Consider the following 13589-nt stretch of genomic DNA (forward strand, 5'->3'; position numbering starts at 1 on the left):
GGGGAAGGGCGTGCAAAAGTTAATCGAATCGGTAGCAACACTGTCGGCAAAGCAACGCAAGGCGCTGGCGGTGCTGCTCAAGCAGCAAGGTGTCGATCTGTACAGCGTGGCACCTGTTTTTCGACGCGATCCGACCGAGCCGCTTTCGCTGTCCTTCGCCCAGGAGCGGCAGCTGTTTCTTTGGCACCTTGAGCCAGACAGCGCCGCCTATCACCTGCCCAGTGCGCTGAACCTGCGCGGCGCACTGGACCTGGCTGCCCTGCAGCAAAGCTTCGATGCGCTGGTGGCGCGCCACGAGTCGCTGCGCACCACCTTCGCCACTGACGGTGAGCGCACCACACCAGTGATCCATGCTCCCGCGCCGGTGAGCATTGCCAGGCATACCCTGGCCCTGGCGCCCGGCGAGGACCGGGCGGCGCGGCTGCGCACCTGTATCAACGAAGAAATCCGCCAGCCGTTCGACCTGGCCCAGGGCCCGCTCCTGAGGGCCAGCCTGCTGTGCCTGGGGCCGGACGATCATGTGTTGCTGATCACCCAGCACCACATTGTCTCGGATGGCTGGTCGCTGGCGCTGATGGTACAGGAGCTGGTGCACCTGTATCGCGCGTACAGCGGCGGCCAGCCAGCCAGTCTGCCGGCGTTGCCGATCCAGTACGCCGACTATGCCGCCTGGCAGCGTCAATGGATGGATGGCGGCGAACGGCAGCGCCAGCTAGCCTACTGGACCGCCCAGCTGGGCGGTGAGCAGCCTGTGCTGGCGCTGCCCGCTGATCGCCCGCGGCCGTTGCACAGCAGCTACCGTGGCGCCCGCATCGACCTGCCACTGAGCCCGGCACTGGCCAATGGCCTGCGGCAACTGGCACGGCGCGAAGGGGTGACCCTGTTCATGCTGTTGCTGGCGACCTTCCAGTGCCTGTTGCACCGCTATACCGGGCAGTCGGACATCCGCGTCGGCGTGCCGGTCGCCAACCGCACCCGCAAGGAAACCGAAGGCCTGATCGGCTTCTTCGTCAATACTCAGGTGCACAAGGCTGAAATCGATACGCACCAACCGTTCGTGCGCCTGTTGCAGCAGGTCAAGGCCACTGCGCTGGAGGCCCAGGCGCACCAGGACTTGCCCTTCGAGCAGTTGGTGGATGCGCTGCAGGTCGAACGCAGCCTGAACCGCAGCCCGTTGTTCCAGGTCATGTTCAACCATCGCAGCGCCGAGCGCCGGCTGCCAGGGGCCACACAGCTGCCAGGCTTGAGCGTGGAAGTGCTGGCGTGGGAAGAAGTGAACGCCCAGTTCGACCTGACCCTGGACACGGTCGAGACCGCGGATGGCCTGTGGGCATCGCTGACCTACGCCACCGACCTGTTCGACGCGCCAAGCGTCGAGCGCATGGGGCAGCATTGGCAGCACCTGTTGCACAGTGTGGTAGCCCAGCCGCAACAGCCGGTGGGCGAGTTGCCGATGCTGAGCCCGCAGCAGGCGCAAGCGGTGCTGCACGACCTTAACGACACCGCCACCGACTACCCCGGCGACTGGCGCGTGCACCAGCTGTTCGAGGCGCAGGCGCGTCGCCAGCCGGATGCCACGGCACTGCTGTTCGGCGACCAGCGCATGAGCTACCGGGCGTTGAGCGAGCTTTCCAGCCAATGGGCGCACAAGCTGATCGAACAGGGTGTCGGCCCGGAAAGCCTGGTGGGTATCGCCGCCGAGCGTTCGCTGGAAATGGTCGTTGGTCTGCTGGCGATCCTTAAAGCCGGCGCCGCCTATGTACCGTTGGACCCGGACTACCCGGCCGAGCGGCTGGCCTACATGTTCGAAGACAGCGGCATTGAGCTGCTGCTGACCCAGGCGCACTTGCGCGAGCAGTTGCCGGCGTTTGCCGGGCAGGTGCTGCTGCTGGACCAGCCCGGCGAGCTGGGCGGTTACGCGCGGCACGTGCCGGCGTGCCGGCTGCACCCGGAGAACCTGGCCTACGTGATCTATACCTCCGGCTCGACCGGGCGGCCGAAGGGTGCCGGCAACCGCCACCTGGCGTTGTATAACCGGCTGGCATGGATGCAGCAGGCGTATGCGCTGGACGGCGCCGACACGGTGTTGCAGAAAACCCCGTTCAGTTTTGACGTGTCGGTGTGGGAGTTCTTCTGGCCGCTGATGACCGGTGCACGGCTGGCCCTGGCGGCGCCGGGGGAGCATCGCGAGCCGGAGCGGCTGATCGACACCATCGAGCGCCACCAGGTCACCACTTTGCATTTCGTGCCGTCGATGCTGCAGGTGTTCGTCCGTGAGCCGGGCCTGCAGCGCTGCCACAGCGTGCGGCAGGTGATCTGCAGCGGCGAGGCGCTGGCGGTGGACACCCAGCAGCAGGTGTTCAGCCACCTGCCCGGTGCCCGCCTGCACAACCTGTACGGGCCGACCGAGGCAGCGATCGACGTCACCCACTGGACCTGTGTCGACGAAGGGCGTGACAGCGTGCCGATCGGCCAGCCGATCGCCAACCTGTACACGCACATCCTTGGCCCGGCGTTCGAAGCCTTGCCCCAGGTGGCCATGGGCGAGCTGATGCTCGGTGGCCAGGGCCTGGCGCGTGGTTACCATCGTCGCCCGTCGCTGACGGCCGAGCGTTTCGTGCCCGACCCGTTCGGCAGCCACGGCCAGCGGCTGTACCGCACCGGGGATTTGGCGCGCTACCGCGACAGCGGGGTGATCGAGTACTGCGGGCGCATCGACCATCAGGTGAAGGTGCGCGGGCTGCGTATCGAACTGGGTGAAATCGAGGCACGGGTGCTGGAGCACCCGCAGGTGCGCGAGGCGGTGGTGCTGGCCCAGGACAGCGGGCATGGCCAGCAGTTGGTGGCCTACGTACTGGCCGAAGAGCAGGGCATCGCGGTAGACGCCGCCGAACTGCGCGACAGCCTTCGCGAGCAGCTCAAGGGCAGCCTGCCGGACTACATGGTGCCGACGCACATCCTGCAGGTGCAGGCCTGGCCGGTGACGGCCAACGGCAAGCTCGACCGCAAGGCCTTGCCCAAGCCCGACAACAGCGCCCTGCAGCAGGCCTACAGTGCACCGCAAGGTTCGCTGGAACAGCAGATCGCGGCGATCTGGCAGGACCTGCTCAAGCTGGAGCGGGTCGGCCGCAGCGACAACTTCTTCACCCTCGGTGGCGACTCGATCGTCTCGATTCAGGTGGTCAGCCGCGCCCGCCAGGCGGGCATCCGCTTCACCACCAAGGACCTGTTCCAGCACCAGACGGTACAAGACCTGGCCGCAGTCGCCCAGGTGGGGTGTGCGGCACAGGCCGACCAGCGCCCATTGCACGGGCCAACCCCGCTGCTGGCGGTGCAGCATGCCTTCTTCGACACAGCCATTGCCGAACGCCAGCAGTGGAACCAGTCGGTGCTGTTCCGCCCGCTGCAGGCGCTTGATGCACAGGCACTGGAGCAGGCGCTGCAGGCCCTGGTCACGCACCACGACAGCCTACGCCTGAGCTTCGTCGAGGTTGATGGGCAGTGGCAGGCCAGCTACCGGCCTGCCGGGCAGGTACAGCCACCTTTGCTATGGTGCGCGACACTGGCCGATGCCGGTGAGCTGCAGGCATTGGGCACCGAGGCCCAGTGCAGCCTCAACCTGGCCGATGGGCCGATGCTGCGCGCGGTGCTGGCAACCTTGGCGGACGGCAGTCAGCGCCTGTTACTGGCGATCCACCATCTGGTCGTCGATGGGGTGTCCTGGCGTATTCTGCTGGAGGACTTGCACCGGGCCTACCAACAGTGTGCGGCCGGGCGGGCGCCACAGTTGCCCGCCAAGACCAGTGCCTTCAGGGCCTGGGCCGAACAGCTGCAGGCCTACGCCGGCAGCGACACGTTGCAGGCCGAACTGGGCTATTGGCAGGCGCAGTTGAGCCATGCCAGCGGCAGCCTGCCGCAGGACAACAGCGCTGGCGCCCTGAGCAACCGGTACGCCCACACGGTCTACAGCCACCTGGACGGGGCGCTGACCCGACAGCTGTTGCAACAGGCCCCGGCCGCTTACCGCACCCAGGTCAACGACCTGCTGCTGACTGCGCTTGCGCGGGTAATCTGCCGCTGGAGCGGCGAACCCTCGACCCTGATCGAGCTGGAAGGGCACGGGCGCGAAGCGCTGTTCGACAACCTCGACCTGGGCCGCACGGTCGGCTGGTTCACCAGCCTGTTCCCGCTGCGGCTGAGCCCGGCGGCAACGCTGGATGGGTCGATCAAGCAGGTCAAGGAACAACTGCGCGCCGTGCCCGAAAAGGGCATTGGCTATGGTGTGCTGCGCTATCTGGCAGACGCTGCCAGCCGTGAGTGCCTGCGTGCCTTGCCTGTGCCGCGCATCACCTTCAACTATCTGGGCCAGCTGGATGGCCACCTGGCGACCGATGAGCAGGCGCTGCTGGTGCCCTGCGCAGACCCCAAAGGCGATGAGCAAAGCCTGGACGCGCCATTGGGTAACTGGCTGACGCTCAATGGCCAGGTCTACGCCGGTGAGCTGAGCCTGGGCTGGACCTTCAGCAGCGACATGTTCGAAGTCGCCACCGTACAGCGCCTGGCCGATGAATACAGCCACGAGCTGCGTGCCCTGGTCGAACACTGCTGCCAGCGCGAACACGCCGGCATGACCCCGTCGGACTTTCCGCTGGCCGGCCTGACCCAGGCCCAGCTCGACAGCCTGCCGCTGCCGCCAGCGATGGTCGAGGACATCTTCCCGCTTTCACCCATGCAGCAAGGCATGATGTTCCATACGCTGCTGCAGCAGGGCGGGGATTACATCAACCAGCTGCGGGTCGATGTGACTGGTGTGGATCCCGAGCGCTTCCGTGCTGCCTGGCAAGCGGCAGTCGACTGCCATGACCTGCTGCGTGGCAGCTTCATCTGGGGTGAGCTGGCCAGCCCGTTGCAGATCATTCAGCGCGAGGCGCAATTGCCGTTCGCGGTGCATGACTGGCGTGGCTGTGACGACCTTGCCGATGCGCTGGAGGCGTTCGCTGCTGCAGACCGCGCGGCCGGCTTCGACCTGGTCCGGCCGCCGCTGTTGCGCCTGACCCTGATTCGCCTGGACGCGCAGCGTTATCACCTGATCTACACCAGCCACCACATCCTGATGGACGGCTGGAGCAATACCCGGCTGCTGGGCGAGGTGCTGCAGCGCTACCACGGCAGCGTGCCGGAGCAAGGGCCGGGGCGCTTCCGTGACTACATTGCCTGGTTGCAGCGCCAGGATGGCGAAGCCCGGCAGGCGTTCTGGATCCGCCAGTTGCAAGACCTGGATGCACCCACTTTGCTGGCCAGGGCCACGGACTGGGCAGCCGGTAGTGAAGGGCAGGGGCAGGTCGAGCGGGTACAGCAACTGGATGCCCGGCAGACCGCCCGCCTGGACGCCTTTGCCCGTGAGCGCAGGGTCACCGTCAATACCGTGGTGCAAGCGGCCTGGCTGCTGGTGCTACAGCGCTATACCGGCCAGGCCTGCGTCGCCTTTGGTGCGACCACGGCTGGGCGGCCGGCCGAACTCAAGGGCATCGAGCAGCAGATCGGCCTGTTCATCAACACCTTGCCGGTCATTGCCAGCCCACGCCCGGAGCAAGCGCTGGGTGACTGGCTGGACACCGTGCAGGCGCTGAACATCGCCCTGCGTGAGTACGATCACACGCCATTGTTCGATATCCAGCGCTGGGCCGGGCAGGGCGGCGAAGCGCTGTTCGACAGCATCCTGGTGTTCGAGAACTACCCGGTGTCCGAAGCGCTGCAGGCCGATACCACCAGCAGCCTGGTGTTTGGTGAGGTGGCGAACCACGAACAGACCAACTACCCGCTGACGCTGGTGGTTAACCTGGGTACGCACCTGTCGCTGCAGTTGAAAGCCGATCGGGCACGGTTCAGTGCCCGGTTGGCCGAGCAACTTGGCGAGCACCTGTTGCAGGTGTTGCAGCAGATGCTTGAGAGCAGCGCCGAAACGGCGTTGGGCGAGTTGCCGATGCTGAGCCCGCAGCAGGCGCAAGCGGTGCTGCATGACCTTAACGACACCGCCACCGATTACCCCGGCGACTGGCGCGTGCACCAGCTGTTCGAGGCGCAGGCGCGTCGCCAGCCGGATGCCACGGCACTGCTGTTCGGCGACCAGCGCATGAGCTACCGGGCGTTGAGCGAGCTTTCCAGCCAATGGGCGCACAAGCTGATCGAACAGGGTGTCGGCCCGGAAAGCCTGGTGGGTATCGCCGCCGAGCGTTCGCTGGAAATGGTCGTTGGTCTGCTGGCGATCCTTAAAGCCGGCGCCGCCTATGTACCGTTGGACCCGGACTACCCGGCCGAGCGGCTGGCCTACATGTTCGAAGACAGCGGCATCGAACTGCTGCTGACCCAGGCGCACTTGCGCGAGCAGTTGCCGGCGTTTGCCGGGCAGGTGCTGCTGCTGGACCAGCCCGGCGAGCTGGGCGGTTACGCGCGGCACGTGCCGGCGTGCCGGCTGCACCCGGAGAACCTGGCCTACGTGATCTATACCTCCGGCTCGACCGGGCGGCCGAAGGGTGCCGGCAACCGCCACCTGGCGTTGTATAACCGGCTGGCATGGATGCAGCAGGCGTATGCGCTGGACGGCGCCGACACGGTGTTGCAGAAAACCCCGTTCAGTTTTGACGTGTCGGTGTGGGAATTCTTCTGGCCGCTGATGACCGGTGCACGGCTGGCCCTGGCGGCGCCGGGGGAGCATCGCGAGCCGGAGCGGCTGATCGACACCATCGAGCGCCACCAGGTGACCACTTTGCATTTCGTGCCGTCGATGCTGCAGGTGTTCGTCCGCGAGCCGGGCCTGCAGCGCTGCCACAGCGTGCGGCAGGTGATCTGCAGCGGCGAGGCGCTGGCGGTGGACACCCAGCAGCAGGTGTTCAGCCACCTGCCCGGTGCCCGCCTGCACAACCTGTACGGGCCGACCGAGGCAGCGATCGACGTCACCCACTGGACCTGTGTCGACGAAGGGCGTGACAGCGTGCCGATCGGCCAGCCGATCGCCAACCTGTACACGCACATCCTTGGCCCTGCGTTCGAAGGCTTGCCCCAGGTGGCCATGGGCGAGCTGATGCTCGGTGGCCAGGGCCTGGCGCGTGGTTACCATCGTCGCCCGTCGCTGACGGCCGAGCGTTTCGTGCCCGACCCGTTCGGCAGCCACGGCCAGCGGCTGTACCGCACCGGCGACCTGGCGCGCTACCGCGACAGCGGGGTGATCGAGTACTGCGGGCGTATCGACCATCAGGTGAAGGTGCGCGGGCTGCGTATCGAGCTGGGTGAGATCGAGGCACGGGTGCTGGAGCACCCGCAGGTGCGCGAGGCGGTGGTGCTGGCCCAGGACAGCGGCCATGGCCAGCAGCTGGTGGCCTACGTACTGGCCGAAGAGCAGGGCATGGCGGTGGACGCCGCCGAACTGCGCGACAGCCTTCGCGAACAGCTCAAGGGCAGCCTGCCGGACTACATGGTGCCGACGCACATCCTGCAGGTGCAGGCCTGGCCGGTGACGGCCAACGGCAAGCTCGACCGCAAGGCCTTGCCCAAGCCCGACAACAGCGCCCTGCAGCACGCCTACCGGGCGCCGCAAACCCCGCTCGAGCAGCACGTTGCGGGTATCTGGCAGGAGGTGCTCGGCCTTGAGCGGGTGGGCCTTGGCGACCACTTCTTCGAGCTGGGTGGTCACTCGTTGCTGGCGACCCAGGCGGTATCGCGGATGCGCAAGCTGCCGGGTGTGCAAGTGACTTTGCGTGACCTGTTCGATCACCCGGTGCTGGAGCGCCTGCTGGCAGCGCTCGGCGGCGCTGGCAAGGCTGCGACCGCGCACGGTGTCGAGCTATTGGCCCATGGAGAAAAAGCCACCGCACCGTTGTCGTTGATGCAGCGGCGCTTGTGGGTTGCCGAGCAATTGTCCGGGGGCAGCGCTGCCTACGGCATGCCTTTGGCCCTGCGCCTGCAAGGGCCGCTGCAGGTCGAGGTGTTGCGCAACAGCCTGAACGCGCTGGCGCAGCGACATGAAGTGTTGCGTACGGCCTACGTGCAGGACGACGAGGGTGATCCGCTGGCGCTGATTGCCGACCGGATCGAGGTGGATATCGCCCTCGACGACTGGTCCGGGTTCAGCCCGCAGGAGCAGCAACGGTGCATTGCCGAAGCCACCCTGGCCAACGCCAGCACACCGATTGCACTGGAGCATGCGCCGTTGTTGCGCTGCCGTCTGGCGCGCCTGGCAGACCAGGAACATGTGCTGTTCTTCGCCATGCACCACATCATCTCCGATGGCTGGTCGATGGGCGTGCTGGTCCGCGACCTGGTTGAAATCTACCGTCACAGCGCCCCAGGGCAGACCCACCTTCTGGCGCCGTTACCGCTGCAGTATTCAGACTTTGCCTTGTGGCAGCAGGCCCTCGAGCAGGCGGGTGAGCTGCAGCGCCAGGCAAGCTACTGGCAACAGGCCTTGGCGGGCCATACCGGCCGCCTTGAGCTGCCACTGGAACAGCCGCGCAGCGAGCAGGCCTCCCATGCCGGCGGTGCGGTGGACTTCAGCCTGTCGCCGGCATTGACCGATGCGCTTGGCCAGTTCGCGGTCAAGGCCGGGGTGACCCTGTACAGCACGCTGCTGGCGGCGTTCCAGTGGTTGATGCACCAGACCAGCGGTGCCCACGACGTACTGGTCGGGGCCGACACCGCAGGCCGCCAGCACAGCGAACTGGAAGGCCTGATCGGCTTCTTCGTCAATGTGTTGCCGCTGCGTTCCAGGGTGAGTGATGGGCTGGCCTTCGGTGACTTCGTGCAGGGCACCCAGCGCACCTTGCTCGCGGCCCTGGAGCATCAGGACCTGCCGTTCGACATGATCGTCGAGGCCCATGGCGCCCCGCGGGTGCGCGGCATGAACCCGCTGGTGCAGGTGCTGTTCGTGATGAACAACCTGCCCGTACGCAGCGAAGCCCTGGCCGACATTACCGTGCAGGCGCTGCCCGCCCCGGCGCTGTATTCGAAGTTCGACATGGCCCTGTTCATCGAACAGGAGGCCGGGCAGCTCAGTGGCAACTGGCAGTTTGCGACAACGCTTTTCAGGCAAGAGCATATCCAGCGACTCGTCAGCGCATGGATCGCGATGCTCGAACAGATCGTCAGTGTTCAGGATATGAGGTGGCAAGCGATGAACGTTCCATTACAGGGTGGCGCCCTGGCTGGCAGCACACCGGTAAGCGCCCCGGCCAGCAAGGCCGACAAGCTGGGCAAATTCCTCAAGCGCTCTGCCGGTGCCACTGCAGCTGCACCGCCACGGGCGGCGGTGCGCGAGTCGCTGCTGGTACCAGGCCAGCTGTTCCCGTTGCTCGTCGAGCCTGGCGACGCATCGATCGACCTGATCGAGTGGGTGCGCAACAACCGGCCGCTGGTCGAGCGCAAGCTGGGCGAGCATGCGGGGATCCTGTTCCGCGGCTTTGCCCTGGAGGGTATCCAGGGGTTTGAAGCATTCGCCGAAGCTGTACAGCCGGGGCTTTACGGTCAATACGGTGACCTGCCGAAGAAGGAGGGGGGCAAGAACACCTACCGCTCCACGCCGTACCCGGAAACCAAAATGATCTTGTTCCATAACGAGAGTGCGCACCAGGACAGCTGGCCGCGCAAGCAGATGTTCTATTGCGAGCAGCCTTCGCCGGTCGGCGGTGCCACGCCGGTGGTCGACTGCCGCCTGATGTACGAAAAGCTGCCGCAGGCACTGCGGCAAACCCTCGAGGACAAAGGGCTGCTTTACGTGCGCACGTTCGCCGACAAGCTCGACGTGCCATGGCAGCATTTCTTCCGCACCGATGACCGCGCCGAGGTCGAGGCCCGTTGCCGTGCCGCTGGCATCGAATGGCGCTGGCTGGACAACGACGAGTTGCAGACCCGCACCCGCTGCCCGGCAATCATCACGCACCCGATCACCGGCGCACGCTCGTTCTTCAATCAGGTGCAGCTGCACCACATCTATTGGCTGGAGCCGGATGCGCGTGAAGACCTGCTGGCCATGTTCGGCCTGGAGCGCATGCCACGGCATGTGTACTTCGGCGATGGTTCGCCGATCCCCGATCAGGACATGCAACTGATCGGCGAGCTGTATGAGGCCTGTGCCGTGCGGTTCCAATGGCAGAAAGGCGACGTGATCCTGGTCGACAACATGCTGGCGGCGCATGCCCGTGACCCGTACGAGGGGCCGCGCAAGATCGTCGTGGCGATGGGCGACATGTTCGACCGGGCCGCGCTGGAGGCGGCTGCGGCCATGCAGGTGATGGCGACCGAGGAGGCCCAGGGATGAACAGTTACGTAGACCAGGCCGAGGACATCGGTTTTGCCCTGACCGTCGACCAGCAACACTGGCTCGATGCCTTGCCCGCTTGCCCGGACTGGTCACAGGCCGCGACGCTGCTGAAGATCAGCGTTCAGGGCCGGCCGGACCCGGCGCGCCTGAGCCAGGCGCTTGAGCGCTTGGTCGAGCGCCACCCGATATTGGCCGGGCGCCTGGGCACTGCCCCGGGATACCGCGGCATGCGCCAGTTCATCGGCGCCCGGCGGCCAGCCCTGACGCTGGCAGTGCAGGCCGAGGCAGGTGCGCCGGCACTGCTCGAGCCTTGGTTGCAGCAGCGCTTCGAAATCGACCAGCTGCCAGCCGCCCAGGCCTTGCTGGTACCGGCCGCCGATGCCGGGCAATGGCATCTATGGCTGGGGGTGGCGGGCTTTGCCTGCGACGCGGCTGGCATGGCCATGCTGTACCGTGACCTGGCGGCGTTGTATGACACGCCAGCCGTGCCGGATGAAGACCTGCCTGAAGCCTTCGGGCAGTATCTGGAGTGGCGTGCCGAAGTGGCCCAGGATGAGGATGCAGCGGCAGCCCGTGGCTACTGGCAAGGGCACCTGATGCCAACGGAGCAGGGCATGAGCGCGCCTTGGCCAGCCTATCGCCAGGACCAACCAGCGACGCATCAGGCACACCATCAGGTGAATCTGCCGCTGGCCTTGCAGGGGCAGTTGCAACGCCTGGCCGACGCCCGTCAGGCCAGTCTGGACACGCTGCTGCAGGCGGCCTGGTGGGCCTTGCTGGGCCGGCTTGGCGACAGCAACCGGTTGTTGGGCGCCTGGCAGCACGATGCGCGACAGGATTATGACTACTTCGCGAACAGTGCGGGGGCGCTCAGCAAGTTATTGCCGTTGTGCCTGCAGTGGGCTGACGAAACCCGTTTCGGCGAGCACCTTGCAGCGCTCGGCGCCGCGCTGGAGCAGCATGTGGCGTGGCAGGAGTACTGGGTACCGGAATGGGTGCCCACAGCCGTGCCGACCGTGGCGTTTTCCACTACGCCGGCGCTCGCGCCGCAGGTTGCCGGCGGGCTGTGCTGGCAGGGCGAGCTACTGGCGCCACGCCTGCCGACGGGCATCGAGCTGCAGCTGCGCATTTGCCCAGCAGCGGGTGCTGACCAACCGATTACCGTGAGCCTGGATTACCTGGCCGGGCGCTACAGTGCGCGCGGCATGCAAGGCCTGCTGGAGCAGTACATTGAATTGCTGCGCAGCATCGTCCAGGCGCCGGACCGCCCGCTGCGGCAGTTGAACCTGCTGGGTGAAGCCGAGCGCCAGCGCCTGCTGTCGATCAACCCCGCGCCGCAACCACTGGCCGAGACATCACTGGCGGCCCAGATCAGCCAGTGGGCAATCGACACCCCCGACGCGCTGGCGCTGGTCGCAGGTGACGCGGGCCTGAGTTACGCCCAACTGGAGTTGGCAGTGCAGCGCCTGGCGCTGGCGCTGCAGCAGGCTGGCGTGCAACCCGGGGCGGTGCTGGCACTGGCGCTGCCGCGTTCGCTGGACTGGGTCGTGGCGATGTTGGCCAGTTGGCGTGTCGGCGCAGCCTACCTGGCGCTGGAGCCGCACTGGCCCGTTGCCCGGCAGGTGCGCCTGATGACACAGGCCGGCGCCACGCAGGTGCTGGTCGAACAGGCAGCGGTGGCCAGCCTGCGTGAGCAGGGCATAGCGGCGCTGAGCCTCGACAGCCTGTACCCGCTGGCGGTTGACACTGCACGGCTGCAACCGCACGCCGCCAGCGCCAGCGATGCCGCCTATGTCCTGTTCACCTCGGGCTCGACAGGCACCCCCAAAGGCGTGGTGGTCGAGCACCGGCAACTGCTGAACTACACCGCAGGCGTGTGCCACACGCTGGCGCTGGAGGGCTGTCGTCACTTCGCATTCGGCTCGACGGTGTCGGCCGACCTTGGCCATACGACGCTGTTCGCAGCCTTGTATGTGGGTGCGACACTGCACGTGGCCGCCGACGAGGTGATGAAGGATGCTGAACTGTTTGCTGCGTACCTCGAGCAGCAGGCAATCGACTGCCTGAAGATCGTGCCGTCGCACCTTGGCGCGCTGCTGGAGTCGAAGGCACCGGCAGTACCGGCCACCGTCATCCTGGGCGGGGAAGCCCCGAGCGCGGCGTTGCTGCAGCGCCTGTTGCAGATACGTCCGGACTGCAAGCTGTTCAACCATTACGGCCCGACCGAAACCACGGTTGGGGTCATGGTGCACCCGGTTCGGGCGGTACCGACCGGCACCCTCGGGTTGTCGCAGGTGTTGCCCAACAACCAGGTCTATGTGCTGGATCAGCACTTGCAGTTGGCGGTCACCGGCGTGCTGGGCGAACTGTATGTCGGTGGGCAGCAGGTGTGTCGCGGCTACCTGCAAGACGTGCAGAGTGGCCCGCCGGCGTTCGTCGAGAGCCCGTTCGTGGCGGGCGAGCGGCTTTACCGCACCGGCGACCTGGCCCGCTATCGCCCGGACGGTGCTATCGAGCTGCAAGGCCGGCGCGACCATCAGGTGAAGATACGCGGCTTCCGCATCGAGCTGGCGGAGATCGAGGCACAGCTGTCGGGTGCACCGCAGGTGGTCGAGGCGGCGGTGTTGTGCGATGGAGAAGCGCTGAGCGCGTATGTCAGCTTGCGCGACGAGGCCACGGTGGCTGCCCTGGACGCGGTCCGCGAGTACCTTGCCCGGCAACTGCCGGCGGTGATGCTGCCGCGTACCCTGCAGGCATTGCCGCGGTTGCCGCGCCTGGGCAACGGCAAGCTCGACCGGCAAGCGTTGCGGCAGGTGGGCAATGAACCTGCGGCGGGTCTGCTGGCCCCGCGTGATGCACTGGAAACCGTGATTGCGCAGCGCATGGCGCAACTGCTGGGGCTGGAGCAAGTGGGCATCGAGCAGGACTTTTTTGCACTGGGCGGGCATTCGCTGCTGGTCATCAAGCTGGCGGCAGGTATTCGCAAGTTGCTGCAGTGCGACATCAATCCAGGCGTCATCTTCGACCACGCTACGGTTGCCACCCTTGCCCAGGCGCTGCGCGAGCGCGAAGCCAACCCTGGCCAGTTGCTCAAGCTGGCCCAGGCCCGTCTGCGGCTCGACAGCATGAGCCCTGAAGAAAAAGCCCGGCTGCTGGAAAAGAGCCGCTGAGCCTTACCACGCCCAGGGGCGGGCAACCCGCCCCTGGGGTCTTTTGCATTGCCTCCCCCGTACTGCCGTGCCGATTGCGTGGAAGGATGCCGGCGAGATACTAATGC

Annotated in this window: 2 protein-coding genes; both read left to right on the plus strand. The window is 66.5% G+C overall.

Annotated features, from left to right (window positions below):
• Window positions 1-10 precede the first annotated feature (10 nt).
• On the plus strand, window positions 11-10309 hold the full coding sequence (locus KW568_RS09005) for a non-ribosomal peptide synthetase (protein ID WP_259538089.1): 10299 nt from the start codon (window positions 11-13) through the stop codon (window positions 10307-10309).
• Window positions 10306-13482: an amino acid adenylation domain-containing protein gene (locus KW568_RS09010; RefSeq protein ID WP_004577159.1), complete on the plus strand. Its 3177-nt coding sequence runs from the start codon at window positions 10306-10308 to the stop codon at window positions 13480-13482. Before KW568_RS09005 ends, KW568_RS09010 begins: the two co-directional genes overlap by 4 nt.
• Window positions 13483-13589 lie beyond the last annotated feature (107 nt).

This window comes from Pseudomonas sp. HD6515, assembly GCF_024971855.1.
GTDB lineage: Bacteria > Pseudomonadota > Gammaproteobacteria > Pseudomonadales > Pseudomonadaceae > Aquipseudomonas > Aquipseudomonas alloputida.